The sequence below is a fragment of the Spirosoma flavus genome (assembly GCF_054778555.1).
Genome location: NZ_BAAGZL010000003.1, coordinates 283,451 through 305,783 on the forward strand (window position 1 = coordinate 283,451; position 22,333 = coordinate 305,783).

Annotated in this window: 15 protein-coding genes; 9 read left to right on the forward strand and 6 right to left on the reverse strand. The window is 48.3% G+C overall.

Features of this window, described 5'->3' with window-relative positions; all coding sequences use genetic code 11:
- Positions 1-92 precede the first annotated feature (92 nt).
- Positions 93-887, forward strand: a complete 795-nt coding sequence (locus ACYVF1_RS17830) for an SDR family oxidoreductase (RefSeq protein WP_461081255.1) — start codon at positions 93-95, stop codon at positions 885-887.
- Positions 888-951: 64 nt separating this feature from the next.
- On the opposite strand, the gene ACYVF1_RS17835 is transcribed toward ACYVF1_RS17830, so the two are convergent.
- A complete protein-coding gene (locus ACYVF1_RS17835) occupies positions 952-2,304 on the reverse strand; it encodes an amidohydrolase (RefSeq protein WP_461081257.1) in 1,353 nt (450 codons plus the stop codon).
- A gap of 295 nt (positions 2,305-2,599) precedes the next feature.
- Positions 2,600-3,514: an LEA/WHy family protein gene (locus tag ACYVF1_RS17840; protein ID WP_461081259.1), complete on the reverse strand. Its 915-nt coding sequence runs from the start codon at positions 3,512-3,514 to the stop codon at positions 2,600-2,602.
- Positions 3,515-3,668: 154 nt separating this feature from the next.
- Here ACYVF1_RS17840 and ACYVF1_RS17845 point away from each other — a divergent pair, with 154 nt between their 5' ends.
- From ACYVF1_RS17845 to ACYVF1_RS17860, 4 genes are all read left to right on the forward strand, one after another.
- A complete protein-coding gene (locus ACYVF1_RS17845) occupies positions 3,669-4,439 on the forward strand; it encodes an META domain-containing protein (RefSeq protein WP_461081261.1) in 771 nt (256 codons plus the stop codon).
- Positions 4,440-4,595: 156 nt separating this feature from the next.
- Positions 4,596-8,021: a ThuA domain-containing protein gene (locus ACYVF1_RS17850; protein ID WP_461081263.1), complete on the forward strand. Its 3,426-nt coding sequence runs from the start codon at positions 4,596-4,598 to the stop codon at positions 8,019-8,021.
- Between the two features lie 201 nt (positions 8,022-8,222).
- The gene (locus tag ACYVF1_RS17855; protein WP_461081265.1) at positions 8,223-11,135 is read left to right on the forward strand and encodes a glycoside hydrolase family 9 protein; all 2,913 of its coding nucleotides are present in this window, start codon (positions 8,223-8,225) and stop codon (positions 11,133-11,135) included.
- A gap of 28 nt (positions 11,136-11,163) precedes the next feature.
- Positions 11,164-11,616: an SRPBCC family protein gene (locus ACYVF1_RS17860; RefSeq protein ID WP_461081267.1), complete on the forward strand. Its 453-nt coding sequence runs from the start codon at positions 11,164-11,166 to the stop codon at positions 11,614-11,616.
- A 21-nt stretch (positions 11,617-11,637) separates the two neighbouring features.
- Here the strand turns inward: ACYVF1_RS17860 and ACYVF1_RS17865 are convergent, their stop codons facing one another.
- Positions 11,638-12,204 (reverse strand): 1-acyl-sn-glycerol-3-phosphate acyltransferase, encoded by a 567-nt coding sequence (locus tag ACYVF1_RS17865; protein WP_461081269.1) that lies wholly within the window; start codon positions 12,202-12,204, stop codon positions 11,638-11,640.
- A gap of 290 nt (positions 12,205-12,494) precedes the next feature.
- Positions 12,495-13,643: a bifunctional histidinol-phosphatase/imidazoleglycerol-phosphate dehydratase HisB gene (hisB, locus tag ACYVF1_RS17870; RefSeq protein ID WP_461081271.1), complete on the reverse strand. Its 1,149-nt coding sequence runs from the start codon at positions 13,641-13,643 to the stop codon at positions 12,495-12,497.
- Positions 13,644-13,902: 259 nt separating this feature from the next.
- On the opposite strand from hisB, the gene ACYVF1_RS17875 reads away from it, so the two are divergent.
- From ACYVF1_RS17875 to ACYVF1_RS17890, 4 genes are all read left to right on the forward strand, one after another.
- Positions 13,903-14,910, forward strand: coding sequence for an NYN domain-containing protein (locus ACYVF1_RS17875; protein ID WP_461081273.1), 1,008 nt, complete (start codon positions 13,903-13,905; stop codon positions 14,908-14,910).
- Entirely contained in the window at positions 14,910-16,214 is a 1,305-nt protein-coding gene (gene pabB, locus ACYVF1_RS17880; protein WP_461082294.1) for an aminodeoxychorismate synthase component I, read from the forward strand. The genes ACYVF1_RS17875 and pabB overlap by 1 nt, the downstream gene beginning before the upstream one ends.
- 304 nt (positions 16,215-16,518) lie before the next feature.
- Positions 16,519-19,377 (forward strand): TonB-dependent receptor domain-containing protein, encoded by a 2,859-nt coding sequence (locus ACYVF1_RS17885; protein WP_461081275.1) that lies wholly within the window; start codon positions 16,519-16,521, stop codon positions 19,375-19,377.
- A 70-nt stretch (positions 19,378-19,447) separates the two neighbouring features.
- Positions 19,448-20,188 carry a GLPGLI family protein gene (locus ACYVF1_RS17890; RefSeq protein WP_461081276.1) on the forward strand — a complete coding sequence of 247 codons (741 nt, stop codon included), beginning with the start codon at positions 19,448-19,450 and terminating at the stop codon, positions 20,186-20,188.
- 98 nt (positions 20,189-20,286) lie between these two features.
- Here the strand turns inward: ACYVF1_RS17890 and ACYVF1_RS17895 are convergent, their stop codons facing one another.
- Together ACYVF1_RS17895 and ACYVF1_RS17900 are read right to left on the reverse strand one after the other, a co-directional pair.
- On the reverse strand, positions 20,287-20,673 hold the full coding sequence (locus tag ACYVF1_RS17895; RefSeq protein ID WP_461081278.1) for a DUF779 domain-containing protein: 387 nt from the start codon (positions 20,671-20,673) through the stop codon (positions 20,287-20,289).
- An 86-nt stretch (positions 20,674-20,759) separates the two neighbouring features.
- The gene (locus ACYVF1_RS17900) at positions 20,760-22,286 is read right to left on the reverse strand and encodes an aldehyde dehydrogenase family protein (RefSeq protein WP_461081280.1); all 1,527 of its coding nucleotides are present in this window, start codon (positions 22,284-22,286) and stop codon (positions 20,760-20,762) included.
- Between the last annotated feature and the right edge of the window lie 47 nt (positions 22,287-22,333).

Here is a 22,333-nt window from a genome sequence, read left to right on the forward strand (position 1 = left end):
TTGATGGGCCAAGCTCCAGCCTGGCCGTGTACTAAGCCAGCTTTTTTAGTCATCGGCCAAGCTCTAGCTTGGCCCATACAATTATTTCACTCATGCCCTTCACCGAATCTGTTGTCTGGATTACAGGAGCTTCATCGGGACTTGGCGAAGCCATTGCTATCAAACTGGCGCAGTACAAGCCAAAGTTGGTTCTATCCGCCCGTCGCGAGGATGAATTACAACGCGTGGCTGATAAAACTGGCCTACCCGAAAGCAACGTATTGATTCTGCCGATGGATGTAACAGACGTAGCGAGCCTACCAGCGCACGTAGAAACGGTACGTCGGCAGTTTGGACGTATTGACTATATCTTTCTGAATGCAGGCATTACGCAACGTAGCAGCGTAGTTGACACGGATCTTTCAGTTTATCAGCGAATTATGGACGTAAATTTCTTTGGTGTGATCGCGCTCACCAAAGCTGTTTTGCCCCTAATGCTTGAACAACGTAGTGGCCATTTTGTGGTTACGAGCAGCGTAGCAGGCAAATTGGCAACTAAACTTCGATCGGGGTATTGCGCCAGTAAACACGCACTGCACGGCTTTTTCGACTCATTACGTGCCGAAACTTCCAGCGCTGGCCTGAACGTAACGATTGTCTGTCCCGGCTATATCCGAACGGCGATTTCGTTTAACGCGCTCAGTGGCGATGGCCGTCAACACGGAAAAATGGATGACAATCAGGATCAGGGCATGTCGCCTGATACGTTCGCCAAACGACTCTTGAAAGCGGTGGAGCAGAAGAAAGAGGAAGTTTATATTGGCGGCAAGGAAATCTACGGCATCTACCTCAAACGTTTTCTGCCGGGTCTGCTTTCCTGGATGCTAAAGAGACGAACAGATGCATAAAAACAAAATGGGGTGATACGTGTCAAGAGAACGTATCACCCCATTTTAACGTAATGACTTATAATTATTTCCCGCTGGCAGTCAGCTCTTTCACCGCAGTGCCTTTGCTGGCGAACTCCATATAATCGGTCGTTAAACGGCAAAGCGTTTTCATACCCAACACAAAACAGCTTTCATCAATCTGGAAATCGGGCGTGTGGTGCGAAGGTACGTCCTCAACTTTTTTACCTTTCGACATCCCGCCCAGGAAATAGAAAAAGCCCGGCACTTTCTGCTGATAGAAAGAGAAATCTTCAGCGCCGGTTTGCACCGTGGTCAGTTTCACGTTGTTTTTACCCGCCACCGCTTCAAGCGAAGGAGCCATCTGATCGGTCAGCTTGGGATCGTTATACGTAACGGGGTACATGATATTGATGTTCACATCGGCCTTAGCACCAGCACTTTCCGCGATGTTCGTGGCAATCTCGTTGATACGTTTGTGAACCAGTTTCTGGTCGTGCGGGCTGAACGTCCGTATCGTACCGATCATGTTCGCTTCTTCAGGAATGATGTTCTGCCGAATGCCGCTGTGCAACGCACCAACCGTTACCACGGCCGGATTTTCCGTCAACGGCAGGTTCCGGCTAACGATGGTCTGCAAACCCATCACCACTTGAGCCGACGTAACAATCGGGTCAACGCTCGACCAGGGAGCCGCGCCGTGCGCCTGGCGACCTTTGATTTTAATGGCGTATGAATCGACAGCCGCCATCGTCGCACCGGGGCGATATTTGATCGTACCAACTTCGGTTTGGGAGTTGATGTGCAAGCCAAAAATGGCGTCGACTTTCGGATTTTCCAGAACGCCTTCTTTCACCATCAGGAAAGCGCCCCCTTCTTCACCTTCCGGCGCACCTTCTTCGGCAGGTTGGAAAATGAATTTAACGGTACCGCGTAGGTCGCTTTTCACATTGGTCAATACCTCAGCCACGCCCATCAGCATGGCTACGTGCGTATCGTGTCCGCAAGCGTGCATGACACCCGTTTGCTGGTTATTATATTCGGTTTTTACTTCGGATTTAAACGGCAGATCGACGCGCTCAGTTACGGGTAGACCATCCATATCGGCACGTAGCGCCACTACGGGACCGGGTTTTCCACCTTTCAGCAAACCGACAACGCCCGTTTTACCAACTCCCGTTTTCACCTCCATTCCCAGTTCCTTTAGGTGAGCCGCAATTTTACCCGCTGTTTGAAACTCCCGGTTGCCCAGTTCGGGGTGCTGGTGGAAATCACGACGCCAGGTTACTACTTTCTTTTCCAGCCCTTCGGCCAGTTTGTCCATTTTGGCATTGAGCGTGGCTGCCTGTCCTGAAGCATTTTGTACGGCCAATCCTCCTATGGCCAGACCAGCTAAAGCCGAAAAGTATTTCTTCATGAAATTATACAAGTATATACGTTTTTATTTTTTGCTCTAAGTTACAACGGTGAACGTAGAAAATATGGCTATTCATGAATTATTTATACTAACGTTTTCCTCAACACTAGCTTTACCTATCATTAATTTTCCTGACACATTAAAATGCTCGTTTAAACTTTCTAAGTACTTTATAAGCTACTCTTGCTATTATCCTGTTCGAAATTATGTATACGCGAAAAAGAGCGCCAAAGTATTCGTATAAAACCACGAATACTTTGGCGCTCTCTGAAGACAAATTTAAGTCTTGAAAAGTCTATTTCTTTAGCTTCTTAAAATCATCCAGTGTACCGGTAATTTTTGCCATAAACTTACTCTGCTGAATCATCGGATTCTTCTCTTTATCAACCATTTTACACTGAAAATCAACCTCGTAAGGTGTATCCTTTTTATCAAATAGCATTTTAGGGAGCACACTCAGCGTTTTGCCGGGCCGGGCCGTTACCGGGAAAATAACGGGTGTGGTGGCCTGCGCTTTAATCAAAATCGGGTCGGACTGTTTCCCATCGGCAATCTCTTTACCGTCAATAATAACAGTGTACTGAGCGTCGGTGATGTTAAACGGAAACTTATTTTTATTCGTCACTAGCACCTTCGTTGCTACGTCGGTACGTTTCAGGCCAAGTTTACCAAAGTCAATGTCTTCAATTTTAATCTTTGGAATATAAAAAGTTGGCATCCGTCGTTCGATGGTAACTGCAAATGTCTTCTCGCCCACTATTGGAACGTCGAGCGCAAACGACGACCGAACTTTATACGTAGTGCTATCGATACCTTTCTGTTCGAGCGTTTTTAATACGTTGGTAGCTGTTTTAGCCATTACCGTAACGGGTAACATCAGCAACGTACTGTCGCCAGCCTCAACCGAAACCGCCTTACGATACGTATCTTTCACGATTGGCGTATCGGCAATGTACACGGTATAATCCATCTGATTGGCTTTGAAACCCACAGGTAACGGATTGTCAATCAGCATATACATATTCATGCGGATAGATTCCTCACTGATGTCGGTAATCGCCATTCGGGTTAGTTCCAGACGAGGCTTGAGCGTATTATCGTAGGGACCGCCTTCAGCCGCAGCCTCATTTTTCAGCCGACTATACCATACATAGCCGCCAATTCCGATAAGTAGTAAGACTACCAGTGCGATTATCCATCCTTTTTTCATAACGTATCACCCGTTTAAGCGTAGGTATATCAACATTTTATACTGCATTCTGTTTTTCCAGAACTTGAATCACACGGCAATGGCCAATCCGGCCTAAATTAAACTTTTCGGTCAGCCGATAGTCTTACAGATATAGTGTATTCTGCCGTTTGCCATGCGTACTCTTCTGTTTGGCCTGCTTCTTTTAACCGCTGCCTGCCGCCGACCATCGACCCAGTTTGCAGCTATGCTTACGCCCGCCCCAATCCCCGCCGATTATAGTAAATACATAAAAGCGGGCGACGAATTAGTGGCTTACGGAAATGACCCGTCCTGGACGTTAACCGTCAACCCGTCGAAGGGAATGCTACGTTTCAAAGCACCAGGAAAAGACAGTATTGAGACAAACGTACCAGAGCGTCAGAACGACTCGGATGGCGTGCTACGTTACAATATTCCTGTGGATGCGGGGCACATGAACGTACTGTTCAGACCCGATAGCTGCGTTGATAAAAAAACCAACAACCGGCTCGATTATCGGGTTGAGGTTGATTTACGCGGCAAAAATTATGTGGGCTGTGGAGTTTCGCTACGTCAGGTTGCTACGTTGCAGGACATCTGGGTACTGACTGAATTTCAGGGAAAACCCGTCAGTGCAGGCGGTCCACGTAACGAACTGCCCCGTCTCGAAATTTCGCTGACCGAAGGCCGGGTAACAGGCACCACCGGTTGCAACCAACTCAGCGGCCCTGTCATTGCCGATACGCATCTGATTTCATTTGGGCCGCTAGCGACTACCAAAATGGCTTGTATGGGTCCGGTTGGGGAGCTTGAAAAGGCATTCCTAAATGCGCTGGCCACCCCGTTAACGTATCAGATTGGCCAGGGAAAACTCATGCTGCTACGTGATGGCAAGGTACAGATGGTTTTCAAAAAAGTAGATTAGTGTCATTTTAACCTTTATTTAAAGCGGACGGTTACAAGATGGCGTTCGCTTTTTTGTTATTTTTGTTTCTTACAAAAAGTCAATTGTATCGCCGAATAACTTAACCTTTTTTTCGCGTCGATACGTCCAACCAATCTGTATAACTTACTAATCTTTATGAAAAACCTACGGCTCCCCTCGCGCGTGTTGATGCTGACGGGCGCACTGGCAATGGCTACAGCTGGTACTTCGGAAACAGCGCTGGCCCAGACAATGGCCAAACGTACGACAGCGGCTTCGTCGTCGGCGGCTGCTCCTCTTGCCCTGAACCGGGTGTTGGTTTTCTCGAAAACCAAAGGGTTCCGGCATTCGTCGATTCCGGCGGGGAAAATGGCCCTTATGAAACTCGGTAAAGAAAACGGTTTCGCCGTTGACACAACCGAGGACGCGAGCAAGTTCACCGAAGCCAACCTCAAGCAATACGGCGCGGTGATCTGGCTCAGCACCACTGGCAACGTATTAGATGATGCGCAACAGGCTGCTTTTGAGCGATATATTCAGGCGGGCGGTGGCTACGTCGGTATTCACGCGGCTGCTGATACTGAATACGATTGGCCGTGGTATAACAAACTGGTGGGCGCGTATTTCCTGAGTCACCCCAAGCAGCAGAATGCCGAAATCGAAATTGTCGACAAGAGCCATCCTTCGACCAAAATGCTTCCTGATCGCTGGAAGCGTTGGGACGAGTGGTACAACTACAAAAGCATTCAGACTGACCTGAAAGTGCTGGGTAAGCTGGATGAAAAAACGTACGAAGGTGGCAAAAATGGTGATAATCACCCGTTTATCTGGCATCATGAAGTGGATGGCGGCAAAGCGTTTTACACGGGTGGCGGCCATACCGACGAGTCGTACACCGATGCTATGTTCTTACAGCACATTCTGGGTGGTATCAAATCGGTGATGGCGACCAGCCTGAAATTCGGTCAGGCGACAACCAAGCCGTATCCCGAAGAAAACCGCTTTGAGCAGAACGTTCTGATTGCGGGTATGGACGAGCCAACTGAACTGGCCGTGCTCGACAACGGTAAAGTACTGTATGCTCAGCGAAAAGGCGAGCTTCGGGTATATGACCCGAAAAAAAAAACAGTAAAAACGGTCGCTAACTTCCCGGTTTTCACCAAGTTCGAGTATGGCCTGATGGGACTGAACATCGACCCGAACTTCAAGCAAAACAAGTGGATTTACGCTTACTATTCGCCGGTAACGGGTAAAACCGTAGCTGATACGGCACAACACCTGTCGCGCTTTGTGTATGACGACGTAAAAGACACCGTTCTGCTGAGTACCGAAAAAGTGTTGCTGACCATTCCGGTGAAACGGGATGGCTGCTGCCACACGGGCGGTTCAATCGCGTGGGATAAAAAAGGTAATCTCTACCTTTCGACCGGTGATGACACGAACCCGTTCAATTCCAACGGTTACGCTCCCATCGACGAGCGCCCCGGACGTAGCGGCTGGGACGCTCGTTTGACGTCCAGCAATACCAATGACCTGCGCGGAAAAATTATTCGGATTCACCCCGAAGCCGACGGTACGTATTCAATTCCCGAAGGAAATCTCTTTCCGAAAGGCAATCCCAAAGCGCGTCCTGAAATCTACGTAATGGGCAACCGGAATCCATACCGTATTTCGATCGACCAACGTACCGGTTTTCTATACTGGGGCGAAGTGGGTCCAGATGCTGGCGAAAACAGCGAAAAATACGGCCCACGTGGTCACGATGAGATTAACCAGGCTCGGCAGGCGGGCTACTATGGCTGGCCGTTATTTGTAGCTGACAATCGGCCTTATCACACGCGTACCTTTGCCGACAGCACCACAGGGGCTCTCTTCGACCCGATGAAGCCTATCAACGATTCGCCGAACAACACAGGTTTGCGTGAATTGCCTCCTGCCCAGAAAGCTTACATTTATTACCCCTATGCTGATTCGCCGGAGTTTGGCGAAATCGTGGGCAAAGGCGGACGTAACGCTATGGGCGGCCCGGTTTATTACTACGACGATTATGCAGAATCCTCTGTTAAATTCCCACGCCATTACGACGGCAAATTCTTCGCTTACGACTGGATTCGCGACTGGATTCACCCGGTTACGATGAAAGAAAACGGCGATTTCGTGAAAATGGAAACCTTTATGCCGAGCACGAAATTCTCGCACGTGATCGACATGCAGTTCGCCAATGACGGTTCGCTTTATACACTCGAATATGGTCAGAAGTGGTTCGGTGCCAACGCCGATGCTCGCCTGTCGCGTATTACGTATAACGCCGGGAACCGCAAACCAGTGGCCGTTGCCAGCGCCAACAAAATGGTAGGAGCTGCCCCGCTGACGGTGAAATTCGACGGAAAAGAATCGGTTGATTACGACGGTGACGCCCTGAAATATGAATGGTCGTTCGGGAAAGCCATGCCAAAACAAACCACGGCTTCGCCGACCGTTACGTTCAGCAAACCCGGCGTATATCCTGCTACGTTGAAAGTGACTGATGCCGCCGGGAACGTAGCAACAAAAACGATGGACATCAAAGTCGGTAACGACGAGCCTAAAGTGGAAGTAAGCGTCGCTGGTAACAAGACATTTTATTTCCCGAACAAGCCCGTCAAATATTCGGTGAAGGTGATGGACAAAGAAGACGGTACGTTGCAGAAAGGCATCAGCCCCGACGACGTAACGATGACCATCGACTACCTCGAAGGTTTCGACAAAACGATGCTGGCGCAGGGGCACCAGGCCAATACGGGTTCCTCGACCGGCAAACGCCTGATTGACCTAAGCGACTGTAAAGCCTGCCACACCATCGATCAGAAATCGATTGGGCCAGCTTACATGGACGTAGCGAAAAAGTACAAAGGCACTGGTTCTGAGAGCAAACTGATCCGTAAAATCATTACGGGCGGTGGCGGTGTCTGGGGTGAGCAGGCCATGAGCGCCCACCCGCAATTGAAAGAAAGCGAAGTAGCCGATATGGTCAATTATATTCTGTCGCTGGCCGACAATAAAGCTGCCAATCGGAAGCCAATAGCCGGTGATTACGTACCGGAGCAACAGAAAAAAGACGGTTCTTACATTCTGACCGCAACGTATACCGATAAAGGCAATGGCGTCATTGGACCGCTAACGGGTTCTACGTCACTGGCACTACGTTCGCCCTCGATAAAAGCAGTTTCGGCCGACATGAAACAGGACATTTTCCAGTACGATATTCCTAAAGTAGGTCCAGCAACAATTGGTACGAAATCAGGGAGTTATATTGCATTCAAAGATATCGACATGACTGGTATCGAGCAGATTTCACCAACCGTATTTGCCTCAACTTCGCAAACGGCTGGCGGCAAGCTAGAAGCACGTATCAACTCGCCAACCGGCCCGCTAATTGGCGAAGCAGAAGTAAAACAGGGTACTATGGGGGCTGTGAATATTCCGATTCGGCAACCGGTTCAGGGTATGCAAAAACTCTATCTTGTTTTTGTCAATCCCAATGCTGGCCAAAAAGCTTTGTTCGCTGTCGATAAGATTCAGTTCACGAATCAAGGAATGTAAACTATTGACGTACTACGTAGTAAATAAAATTGCCCCGGCCAGCATTGGTCGGGGCAATTTTATTTATAGATGATTTCGGCTCAACAATTAGATGACCGTTTACGCAGAAAACCAATAAAGCAATTTTACTTTTCTGCTTATTTGCTACCTTATCAGGCATTTTAGCTACCGAAGCTAAGATATTTAAAACACGTAGCAGTTATGAAAAGCACTTGTATTCTTTTCGTTCTTCTGAGCTTTTGCCTTGCGCATAAAAGCCAATCGCAGAACCCCGTCAATGGCACGGGTAGTATTACGTCGGGCGGGCGGACGCGCACATTCTCCTACCATCTGCCCGCTACGTCTCCGGTGGCTAACCTACCGCTTGTAATTGCATTTCATGGCGATGGCGGAACAGGCGCTGGGTTGCAGGGATACGCGGGTCTGGATAACGTAGCAAATACGCAGAACTTCATCGTCGTCTATCCCAATGCCGTGACAGTTGGCGGAGGTATTCAGTTCAATAAATACGCCGATACGTCGCCGGGATTCGGTTCGGCGGGTGACGCAAATGGGCCTAATCCGGCTGACCCTAATGCCCCAGACGACGTATTATTTACATCTGATTTAATCGATTATTTCGCGCAGACGTACCAGATCAACCGCAGCCGCGTGTATGCCACCGGGCATTCGGGAGGAGGGTTTATGTGCTATTTTCTGAGCATGGCGCTGGCCAATAAAATTGCCGCCATTGCGCCAGTAGCGGCCAGTTTGTGGGGTAACAATACGTACCAAAGCAATTATTTCACGGCAGGCAACTACACACCCATCCCAGTGATGCACATTCACAGTGCAGGCGATCCCACCGTTACGCCCCCTATCCAGCCTTATCCAAAAACGCCTGCTTATGTATGGCCTCTTTCGACTTACGCTGGCTTAGGTTGCAACAATTGGAGTTCATATACAACAACAGCCCTTAATCCGAATACAGATTCGTTAACCTTTTGTGGATCAGGCAAAAAAGCGGTGCTTATCATGACGAAAGATGCGACGCACAACTGGCCTTCGACGTTCAACGCAGCGCAGAGCATCTGGAATTTCTTTAAAACGCAGCAGTTACCAGCAGCCCCCGTCGCATCCGGATTCGGTAATCACCTGAAAATTGACCAGTTTGGCTATTTGCCATTAGCGAAAAAAATTGCGGTAATCAGTAGTCCGCAAACGGGTTATAATGCGAGTGATACGTTTACGCCATCCACTACGTATCAACTCCGAAATGCGACCAATGATGCCGTCGTTTTGCAAGGCGCACCGGTTGCCTGGAACGGCGGAGCTACGCACGCGCAATCGGGCGATAAAGTGTGGTGGTTCGATTTCTCGTCGGTGCAGACGCCCGGTACGTACTACGTGTATGACGTAGGAAAAGACAAAAAATCGTACCCGTTCGAGATCAGTAATACAGTTTATAAGGACGTACTCAAACAGGCAAGCCGGGTTTTCTTCTACCAACGTAGCGGTTTTGCCAAGCAATCGCCCTACGCCGAAAGCCCCTGGACGGATGGTGCAGCGTTTCTTGGGGCGCAACAGGATACCGACTGTCGATTAGTAACTAATACGTCAGCTGCTACGTCGAAAGACCTCCGGGGTGGCTGGTTCGATGCGGGCGACTATAACAAATATGTGCCTTTTACGTACGGGCCGCTAGTCGACATGCTGCTGGCTTACCAGGAAAACCCAACGGCCTGGACTGACGATTTTAACATTCCTGAGTCAGGAAACGGCGTTCCTGATTTGCTGGACGAGGTGAAATGGGAACTCGACTGGCTGCTTCGGATGCAACAGGCCAATGGCTCGTTGCTGCACAAGGTATCGGTAACGGACTTCAGTGCTACGTCGCCACCAAGTGCTGATACGAATTTTCGCCGATATGGAGCGGCCAGCACCGACGCCACAGCTACTGGGGCCGCCGTATTTGCGCTGGCTGCGATTCAGTTCAAATCGCTGAGTAATCCTGCTATGCAGTCTTTCGGTAATACGTTGCAAACGGCAGCCATCAACGCGTATAACTGGGCAAACAGTAATCCATCGGTATTATTTAACAACACAGGGTTTCAGAGTGTAGCGGCAACGGGTTCTGAAAGTGACCGGCTTTCGCGACGCGTAGCTGCGGCCGCATTTTTATACGTATTGACGGGAAACGCTACGTACCGAACGTTTTTCGACGCTAATTATAATCAAGTACACCTGATTCAGTGGGGCTTTGCCTATCCCTTCGAAGCAACGTATCAGGATGCGCTGCTGTATTATACCAAGGCTCCAGGGGCTACTGCGTCAGTCAAAAACAATATTCTGTCGACCTATACGAGCAGTTTGAAAACTGGCAATTCCGACAATCTCCCCTCCTATCTGAATCAATCGGATGCGTATCGGGCGTTCCTGAAAAACGATAATTATACCTGGGGCAGTAATGAAACTAAAGCGCATCAGGGCAATATGTTTTTTGCCATGAATGTTTATGCGCAGGACACTACCAACAAAACGAATTACCGCGATGCAGCGATGGGGTTTGTTCATTATCTCCACGGCGTAAATCCTACGTCTTATGCCTACATAACGAACATGGAAGAGCATGGCGGAGAGTTTACGGCGCCAACCATGTATCATTCCTGGTTCGCCGACGGTACAGTTTTTGATACGAATCCGCCACCGGGTTACCTGATGGGCGGTGCCAATCCAACCTACACCAATGACGCGGGAATTGTGATCTCCCCTCCTCAGAATCAACCCATTCAGAAGTCTTATAAAGCCTGGAACACGAGTTACCCCGAAAATTCGTGGCAACTCAACGAACCAGCTATCTACTCGCAGGGTGCTTACATTCGGTTGCTGTCGCAAGCCATGAAATACATCAACGAAATGGCTTGTGGTACTGACGTAATGACCAGCGCAAAATCGGGCAACTGGAACGACCCAACCACCTGGGCCTGCGGACGCGTACCCATTAGCAGCGAGAATGTACTGATTCAACCGGGTCACAACGTAACGATTGATGCCGTGACCGTCCAGGCCAAAAACATGGAACTGAAGGGAAAAGTGATCTATACTAATGGGGGCAAATTACAACTGGCCAATTAACTCCCGTTAAATTTAAAATAGCCCGTTTATGTCTGATGCATTTTCAACGGCCATTCAAATAAATGCAAGTACTGCAGAAATATGGACTGCGCTAACGAACCCTGAACGAATGGTGCAATGGATGGGCGAGCCGGAAATGAACATCGACGTAGTAACCAGTTGGGATATCAATACACCCATTATCATTCGCGGGTTTCATCACGAAAACTTTGAAAATAAGGGTATTGTACTTCAATTTGATAAAGAGAATATGCTACGTTACACTCAACTAAGTTCAGTTTCCCGACTTCCGGATTCGCCCGAAAATTATTCACTTTTAAAGTTCAGTCTAACGCCGATTGGCAAACAAACCTTGCTGATACTCCACATCGAAGGTTTCCCAACGGAGGTCATACGTAAACATCTGGAATTTTACTGGAAGTCGACTATGCATCTTCTGAAAGCACACATAGAAGCGCTTAACCTGGCAGACACGGCATAGAACTGCACCAACGTAGCAAGCTTATTCAATAATGCCGGTTTCTTCCCAACGTTTGAGCCAATCTTTCTTGATACCGTGTATCTGCGAGAAGAATTCGTAAATAATCAGCATATCTCGCTGGTAATCACCTGTTACGTATAGCGGTTCGCTGAAAATAACCTGTTTGCGCGGCCAGTCGAAGCCAGTCAGGATTAATGGTACGTTGGCCTTAAGGGCGATGTAATAAAAACCCGTTTTGAGTTTGGTTACGTTGCTACGCGTGCCTTCGGGTGCGATGCAAATATGAAGATACTCGTTCTGGTTAAAGATGCTCACAATGGCATCGACCAGATTGTGCGACTTGTCGCGATAGACAGGCTTTCCGCCGGTAGCCCGGAAAAACCAGCCAGCGTACCAGTTGAACAACGAACTTTTGGCGAGGTATTGAATCCAGACTCTTGTAGCCGCCCGGGTACCTAGCCCTACTAAAAAATCCCAGTTAGTGGTATGAGGAGCAACTACCCAAATCGCTTTGGGCACCTGAGGAACGGGATTGACCAATCGCCACCCGGCAATGTGAAATAACCAGCGGAGAATGGCGCTGAGCATATGCGTTCGGTCGTTGTGATACGTATCAGGAAGGTTGTTCTCCCTGATACGTACCCACTAAATTAGTACTTCCGATCGTTACGTTCCAGCCAACGGCCCGTAATGAACGAAGCGACCAGCAGAACAACGTAGAAGAGAATGGTTAACGGAGTCGATAAATCCATGTCAGTATTCAGTTGAATTCAGGGGCAAAAATAAGGAGAAAAGTCGATAGTCATCAGTCGTTAGTCGATAGTTTGTCAGTTTATTATGGTCTGTTAACTATTGACTGACAACTAGCGCCTATAAACCTACAACACTCCTTTTGTACTCGGCAAGTTGTCCAGTTCTTTTACGTTACGTTGAACGGCCATTTTTATGGATTTGGCAAATGCTTTAAAAATGGCTTCAATTTTATGATGCTCGTTGTCGCCTTCAACCTTGATATTCAGGTTACAGAGCGCCGTATCAGAAAACGATTTGAAGAAATGGAAGAACATCTCGGTTGGCATATCCCCGATTTTCTCACGCTTGAATTCAGCCTCCCACACTAGCCACGGGCGTCCCGAAAAATCAATACCGACCTGTGCCAAAGCTTCGTCCATAGGTAGCAAAAAACCGTATCGACTGATGCCGCGTTTATCGCCGAGGGCCCGTCGATACGCTTCGCCAAGGGCCAGCGCCGTATCTTCAATTGTGTGATGCTCATCAATATGCAAATCGCCGTTGACCCGAATCGACAGATCAGCTCCCGAATGTTTAGCAAGCTGGTCGAGCATGTGGTCGAAGAAACCGAGTCCCGTGTGCATATCAGCCTTTCCTTGACCGTCGAGGTTTAAATCGACCCGAATCTGGGTTTCTCTGGTGTTACGTTCTACCGTAGCTGTTCGGGCGGGCAGGCGCAGAAATTCGTAAATCTTGTTCCAGTCGTCGGTGGTAAACGCGATGGCGCTACGTAGCTCTTCGGTCATACCGCCGATATCGGCCGTTTGCACCGTTGCCAGGCCGTTTGGGGGTAGGAAAAGTATTGCTTTTGCGCCGAGATTGATGGCTAGTTGTACGTCAGTCAGGCGGTCACCGATAACGTAGCTGTTTGGCAGATCGTAGTTTCCGTTAAAATATTCCGTCAACATACCAATACCCGGTTTGCGAGTCGGGGCATTGTCACGCGGGAAATGCCGGTCAATGTGTACCGCTTCGAAATGAATATTCTCGCCTGCAAAGGTAGACATCATCTTATTGTGGGCGGGCCAGAATGTATCTTCTGGAAACGAATCGGTTCCCAAGCCATCCTGATTTGTTACCATCGCCAGGGCGAAATCGGTTTCTTCAGCGATTTTACGTAACGCCGAAATAACATTGGGAATGTAATCGAGTTTGGCTAACGAATCGACCTGCTGGTCGGGCTGAGGTTCAACGATAAGAGTGCCGTCGCGATCAATGAATAGGATTTTTTGCATAATAGGCAGTAATGAGCCGACAAAGATAGTATTCCCGTGTGTTTCCCGCGAAAATGTACTATGTTTGCAGCCTAGCTATTCATACCGTTCTCTTATCTGTTTGCCTTATACCTTCCTTAGTAATTATTGTAGTAACTTTTATACGTAGCACCGAAAACTTGTACGCTGAATTTTTAAAAGTCACCAGCCTCTATCAACCTAATCCGTACTAAAAGAAATCGTAAACACATTCTCATACACTTTTATATTTTAAGTAAAAATGCCAGCAGAATCCAGACTAACCCGAATTGGGGTATTCTATGACGGTAATTATTTTCTACACGTAAGTAACTACTACAACTATTCTCACGAACGGCGCAGCCGCATTAGCATTTCCGGTTTACACGCTTTTATCCGGCGTCAGGTAGCTGAAGAAGAAGGTGTTAACGAGCGATTGTGCCAGATTGTAGATGCCCATTATTTCCGGGGACGACTCAACGCCCATGAAGCGAATCAACGTGGTAATCAATTATTTTACGACCGGCTTTTCGACGATATTCTGATGTCGGAGGGCGTAGTGACGCACTATTTGCCGGTTAAAACGTATCAGGGATATAGGCAGGAAAAAGGCATCGACGTCTGGCTGGCGCTGGAAGCCTTCGAACTGGCTCAATACAAAAAATTCGACGTAGTGGTGCTTATTACGTCCGATGGCGACTACGTACCGCTGATTCGTAAGCTCAATACGTTAGGGTCTCGCATCATGGTGCTGAGCTGGGATTTCGAATTCCTGAACGAGCAGGGTGAAAAACAGGTAACGCGCACCTCACAGGATTTGCTTGAAGAAGTCTCGTATCCAGTTGGTATGCACGGTATTATCGATGATCGCAGCCGACGTAACGATGTGATTATTCAAAATTTGTTTGTTAAACCCCAGCCAACCCGCACTTTCTCGGCCACCAATGGTAGTAGTTACGGAACTGGAAATGGCGGCAATTATATGAATGGGTATGGCGATAATTATGGCGATTATCCGGCCGATGAGCCCAATTATAACGTTGCCGATGTTGAAGGTGCAGAAGGGCGTAAAACCAGTACGATACGTAGCTTAAAAACGGGTTATGGATTTGTGAATTTTCCGCCAAACAACTTGTTTTTTCATTATACGAGCCTCATCGACACGGACTTTAACGATTTACAGGTCGATGATACGGTTGAGTTTTCCATCGGTCAGAACGCCGAAGGCAAGGATATTGCCGTTGATGTACGACTGCTTCACGGCGCATGATACGTAGCGTTCGCGTTGCTGTCAATAATCCGCTGAGCTGGCGCTGGCAGGCACTCGACTGGGCCATAGCGTATCAACCGCAGGCCACCGGTTTTGTGGCACTGCTCAACAATAATGGTCTTTCTTACCCAAACAACCCGTTTCCCAATCGATTATTTATCGGTGCGAAACGGGTTGTTTCGTTTACCGGACCGGATTCGCTAACTGAGCTGTACCAAGCTCACCTCAAACGCCCCTCCTATCTGGTCGGCTATCTGGGTTACGACTTAAAAAATCAGTTGGAACCGCTCAGCAGCCGCAACCCTAACCGAACGGGTTTCCCGGAAATCTATTTTGTTGAGCCAGAATGGGTTATTGATCTTGAAGAACGTAGCATCCTCATCCAGGGCGATGGCGACCCGACCGAACTGCTGCATCACATTGCCAACCACGTAGCATCGACGTTGCCGCCCTCTGCTCCTTGCTACGTCCAATGCCGCGTAACGCCCGAAGAATATCAGGCTACCGTCCGAAAAATTCAGCAACATATTCGCGCAGGCGATGTGTATGAGCTGAATTACTGTATCGAATTTTTTGCCCAACCTGAACGTAACGAAACCAGTTCGTTCAATCCATTGGCAACGTATCGGGCGCTCAATGAACGTTCGCCAATGCCTTTTTCAAACTTTCTAAAAATTGGCAATCAATATGTTATGGGTGCCTCGCCCGAACGATTCCTGAAAAAAGAAGGCCAAACCATTCTCTCTCAACCCATCAAAGGCACCATCCGGCGTGGGCAAACGCCCGAAGATGACCTACTGCTTCGTAGCCAACTTCTCCATTCCGAAAAAGAACGGGCTGAAAATCTGATGATTGTCGATCTGGTACGTAACGATCTGGCCCGTTCTGCCCAAACAGGCTCGGTACGAGTTGATGAACTGTTTGGAATTTACGGTTTCCGGCAGGTGTACCAAATGATTTCGACGGTTTCGGCTATGTTACGTCCCGAAATCTCCTGGACAGATGCGCTACGTTACGCGTTTCCGATGGGTAGCATGACTGGTGCTCCTAAAATTCGGGCCATGCAACTGATTGATGAACTCGAAGTTAGCCGAAGAGGTGTTTACTCAGGAACCATTGGTTACGTTACGCCCGCTGGCGATTTCGATTTTAGCGTCGTTATCCGAACGCTGCTCTATAATGCTCAGAATCAGTACTTATCTTTCTCCGTCGGCAGCGCCATTACGTATGACTCCGACCCCGCACAAGAATGGGACGAATGCCTGCTGAAAGCCAAAGCGATTCGGGAAGTATTGGAATTATAGGCCCCGACAGGCTCTGGCTCTTGGAGTCGCAGAGCGACTAAACTAGCAGCTACAACCGACAGGCGGAGTCTGTCGAAGCCTTTAGTTAAAAATTATCTTCTCCATATTATGGAATTTCCATTATTTTCTTCTCTTATAATATGAGTCATGCAACATTTGTTTGCAAAAATGACTCATTGTGAAGGCAGTAGACCGCTTACGAAATTAACTACTATAAATTTAGTTAAAAATCGTTAACGAGATATATAGTTTGTGAGCCATTCACATAGCTTTGCACAATCGCTCTTTTTCTTAAACGCTTCCCATGAAAAACCTTTTCCTGCTGACCTTGCTGTGTCTGCTGTCGGCCATGCTCTATGCCCAAAATCCGGGCAGTCCCACCCGTTTTACGCTTCAGGGTCGCGCTGTCGATTCGTCGGCGGCACCACTCCCGTCCTCGACGGTCATGCTTTTGAGCCCGAAAGATTCGTCAATGGTCAATTTCACCCGTGCCACCGACAAAGGCGCTTTCTCTTTTAAGAACCTCCGACCAGGAACCTATCTGTTGAAAATCTCTTTCGTCGGCTATATTCCGTTTAACCAGACGATTAAAACAGAAAGTAACCCTGTTATCGATCTGGGAGATTTGAAAATGAAGCCAATCACGAAGGAGCTGTTCGAGGTAGTCGTGAAAACGGCGCGCGCACCACTGACCATCAAAGGCGATACGATTGAGTACAATGCTGCGTCGTTTAAAGTACCGCCGGGTTCAACGGTTGAAGACTTACTACGCAAGCTGCCAGGCGTGCAGGTTGATCAGGACGGGAATATCCGGGCGCAGGGCCAGGAAGTGAAAAAGGTTACGGTTGATGGTAAGAGTTTTTTTGGCAATGACCCAAAGCTGGCTACTAAAAATTTACAGGCCGATGCCATTACAAAAGTTCAGGTTTACAATGATAAAACAGAACAGGCTAAACTTACGGGTGTTGAAGATGGCAAGAAAGAGAAAACCGTTAACCTGGAGTTAAAAGAAGAATTCAAAAAAGGTGGTTTTGGGAAAATAACCGCTGGTGTCGGCCCAGCTTCTAATGACATTGCTCCACGGGCTGAAGTGAAGGGAAATTACAACAAATTCAATTCGAAACAACAGTTCTCGCTGGTCGGCTTAGGCAATAACACCAATCAGCAGGGCATTTCCTGGAATGATTATCAGGACTTTAGAGGGAGTAACTCATTCAACTGGAATGATAATGCCGATTTTGGGTTCAGTAGCGGGAACCGCTTTATTTCGTTTGGAGATGATGAAGAAACGCTGGGAATTCCGGTAAATGGCGGTAGTGGCCGAGGCTTTTCGAACAACGCAGCGGGTGGTGCCAACTACAACTACGATACCAAGAAAACCAAACTCAGTACCAGCTACTACTATAACCAGACCCGGCTCGAACTTAACTCGCTACGTAACCGGAAAAACTTCTTAGAATCAGGCTCGTTCCGCACGGAAGAAAATAGTAATCAGATCAATTTTAACGGCAATCACCGCGTCAGCATTCGGTTTGAAAAGCAGCTTGATTCGCTCAATACGCTGGTTTTCCTGAACAACAGCCGGCTTGGCATGGGAAACTCTAATGTTGGCACTCGCCAGGATCTTTTTCGCATTGCCTCGTTAACAGAAACCCTTTCTACACGTAATACGACCAACAACCTTAGCAACGCAAATCAGTTCGGCTCGGCCAATTCGCTTATTTACCGCCTGAAATTCAAGAAAAAAGGGCGCTCATTTGCCGCCAGCGCTACGTATCAGATTAACACCAACGACGGCGATTTGGCACTTCGGGCACGTAACGAGTTCTTTCAGGCTACGAACATCAACGATCAGTTACGTATCATTCGTCAGGACCAGAATACCAACAGCCTACGTAACGAATACCGGGCTAGTTTACTCTACATCGAGCCCTTTGCGAAGAAATTCTTCTGGGAAAGCTTCTACAATTTCAGCCTGCGTTACGATGAAGTTGATCGGAACGTACTGAACGTGGGCGAAGTCGGTGGTGGTACCCGTAACGATTCGCTGAGCCGCTATTACAAAAACAATTACACCTTCAACCGGCTGGGTAGCAGTGTCCGCTATTCGTATAAAGGATTAAATATATCGGCGGGGGCAGCGGGTCAGCAGTTTACGCTCGATGGTCAATACGCGCCCGACCAGACCTCGCGCACGTTCAATACGATCAACCGGACGTTTACTACGTTGATTCCGAACGTATCGCTCAATTACGACATGAAAAATAACCGCTACCTCTACGGTGGTTATGACGTCAACGTGCGGATTCCGTCTTCCCGCGACTTGCAGCCGCTTATCAACAATACTAACCCGCTGTTTATCAACGAAGGGAATCCGACTTTGCTGCCACAACTCGGACACAACGTAAACGGTGGTTTCAGTTATTTCAACCCCGCTAGTTTCACAAACCTGTTCGTAAATCTCTACGGTACGTACTACGTCAACCAGATTGTATACAGCCAGTTTGTTGATCCTCAGACGTTAATCACCACCACAAGACCTGAAAATTTACAGGGTGGCAAAAACCTCGGTTCATACATGAGCTTTGGATTTCCGCTGAAGAAAACGAAAGCGACCCTGAACCTGAATACGCAGCTGAATTTTGGGAATAACCCAACCAATATTAACGGCATTCGGAACGAGACCAATAACGAGAACTACACATTCGGCGCCCGTCTCGAACTGACTCCCACTGATTGGCTTACCTTTTACGGAAACGCCAACGTTGGTCGGACGAACACGCGTTATTCGATCAACTCAGGTCAGAATCAATCCATTGTGAACAATACCTACAATGGAGATTTAACGCTCAAATTACCGGGCGGTATTTACGCTAATACGACGCTGAATTACCGCATTTATAAAAATGATCGCTTCGGGTTCGACCAGCGCATTCCAATCTGGAACGCTTCCGTATATCGGATTGTGGGTAAAGCGAAAAAAGCCGAAATTCGACTATCAGGCGTCGATATGCTGAATCGCAATTTGAACGTATCGCAGTACGCCGGACAGAACTACGTGCAGGAAGAGCGAGTTCAGACGCTGGCCCGGTATTTTATGCTTAGTTTCACGTACAATATGCGCGGGGTGCAGGCCAAAATGCGCCGGGATGGAGGATATTAATTGTATCAGGGTGGCTGATGTGTGCGCAATGTTCATGCGTCAGTCAACCTAAAATCTGAAACAAAAACACATGAAACCTTACCTGATTGGATTATTTCTTTTGCTGAGCGCAACTTCGTGGGCTCAAAATACCGAGGGCGTCATTACGTACGAACGCAAAACGTATTGGACTAAACTGATTACCCGATTGACCTTTCTGAGCCAGGAGCAAAAGGACCGGGCCGCTCAGACATGGAAGAACGATGATGAGTCTAAAGAGAAGATGACGTTAACGTTTACAGAGAATGAGAGCATCTATACCTACGCTGGTCAGGGCGAAACCGAAGATGGTCGGTATTCCTGGCGCAATTCGGAACTGGTTCTCTATCGAAATTTTGCAAAAGACCAGAAAATGGACCTTATAGAAATGTTGGGAAAGACGTATGTTGTTGAGGATTCGCTACGTACCCCAACCTGGAAAATCGGCAATCAGATTAAAGACGTTGCTGGTTACGTCTGCATGAAGGCCGAAACTGAAGATCCGATCAAAAAGCAAAAAATTACGGCCTGGTTTGCCCAGGACATTCCCGTTTCAGCCGGACCGGAGCGGTATAATGGCTTACCCGGTGTAATTCTGGAACTTAGCCTCAACGACGACGTAGTGATCGAAGCGACCAAGGTAACGCTCAAAAAAGTAACGCCCGAGGAGCTTAAACTCCCCAAAATGAAGGGCAAGAAAATCAATGATGCGGCCTACGATACGCTGATTAAACAGCACATTGCCGAAAGCATGACCGCCCACCGTAATCCTTACTGGGCGCTACGTTATTGAGTAAAAAGGCTCCGACAGCCTCTGGCTGTCGGAGTTACCGGATGGTAGGTGGTTAGTCGCTGACGCGACTCCGACAGCCAGAGGCTGTCGGGGCCTTCTTACTCATTCCCGATACGTATCGGCGTCAGATGAGCCGATTCTTCCTCAGTAAATAAGCGGGAACGTATCAGGAAACGCACGCCGAGCGGAATTTCGAGCGAAAAACTGGCTCCGCGTCCGGGCGTTACGTCAATGGTCAAATGTGTGTGCTTCCAGTACTCAAACTGGTCACTCGACATCCAGAAATCACAGTTGTCAATCTGCCCCAGCCACACATCCGACGAGCCAATGATGAAGTCGCCTTGGGCGTAACACATGGGCGACGAACCATCGCAGCAGCCGCCACTCTGGTGAAACATAAGCGGCCCGTGTTCGGTACGTAGTTTCTCGACAACTTCCTTTGCCGCGGGTGTTACGTCGATTCGGGAAATGGTTTCAGTAGTCATAATCAGCGGGTTAATGAGTAAAACAAATAAGGGAGGAAGGTAACTTTTGACGATTACCTCCTCCCTTCACCTTCGCTGTCTAGTTATTAAAAGAAACCTAATTTGTTCTTGCTGTACGAAATCAGCAGGTTTTTGCTCTGCCGATAGTGGTTCAGCATCATGTGGTGATTCTCACGGCCAAATCCTGATTTTTTATAGCCTCCAAACGGTGCATGCGCCGGGTAGTTGTGGTAGCAGTTCACCCAAACGCGACCCGCCTGAATCTGACGTGGAACCTGGTACAACTCATGCGCATCGCGAGTCCAGACACCAGCGCCAAGTCCGTATAACGTATCGTTCGCCATCGAAATCGCTTCATTCTGATCTTTGAACGTAGCAACCGACACGACTGGCCCGAAGATTTCCTCCTGAAAAATTCGCATTTTGTTGTTGCCTTTAAAAATGGTTGGCTGGATGTAATAGCCCGAATCAAGTCCATCACCAACCAGTCCAGCCGGGCCGCCACCCGTCAGTACTTCAGCTCCTTCCTGTTTGCCGATGTCGATGTACGACAGGATTTTCTCGTACTGGTCGTTGCTGGCCTGCGCACCCATCATGGTATCAGGATCGAGCGGATGGCCCATTTTAATGGCCTTGGTACGTTCGATAACGCGCTCAATGAACCGATCATAAGCCCGTTCGTGAATCAGCAAACGCGATGGGCAGGTACAGATTTCGCCCTGATTTAAGGCAAACATCACGGCCCCTTCTACGCATTTATCAAAAAATTCGTCGTCGGCATCTGCAATCGACTCCAAGAAAATATTGGGCGATTTGCCGCCCAGTTCCATCGTCACGGGAATCAGATTTTCCGACGCATACTGCATAATAAGTCGGCCGGTGGTGGTTTCGCCCGTAAAAGCCACTTTCGCAATTCGCTTCGACTGCGCCAGGGGTTTACCGGCTTCAGGACCAAATCCATTGACAATATTTACGACGCCCGGCGGAATCAAACCTTCCAGAATTTCCATCAACACCAGAATTGACGTTGGCGTTTGTTCGGCGGGTTTCATCACGACGCAGCAGCCTGCTGCCAGTGCCGGAGCCAGTTTCCAGGTCGCCATCAGCAGGGGAAAATTCCAGGGAATAATCTGTCCGACAACACCGATAGGCTCTTTGATAATCATAGAAACCGTGTCGTTATCCAATTCGGCAATCGAGCCTTCTTCGGCCCGGATGACGCCCGCGAAGTACCGGAAGTGATCAACGACCAGCGGTAAATCAGCAGCCATCGTTTCGCGAACGGCTTTCCCATTTTCAACCGTTTCGACCCGCGCCAGAAATTCTAAATTCTGTTCGATGCGGTCGGCAATACGGATGAGCATATTGCTACGTTCGGTAGCCGACGTACGCGACCAGCTGGTAAATGCCTTGTGAGCCGCATCGATGGCCAGTTCAATATCGGCAGCATTCGAACGGGGTACACGCGCAATCAAACTATCATCAACCGGCGACGTATTGTTGAAATATTCGCCATTAACCGGTGCAACCCACTTACCACCAATGTAATTTTCATACTGCGTTTTAAACTCTGGGCGAGGCAGAATTTTGCTAGGAGCTTCTAGGACTTCCATATCTAATACCGAAAAAGTTTAAATTGGATTTGTCACAAAGTTTGCCG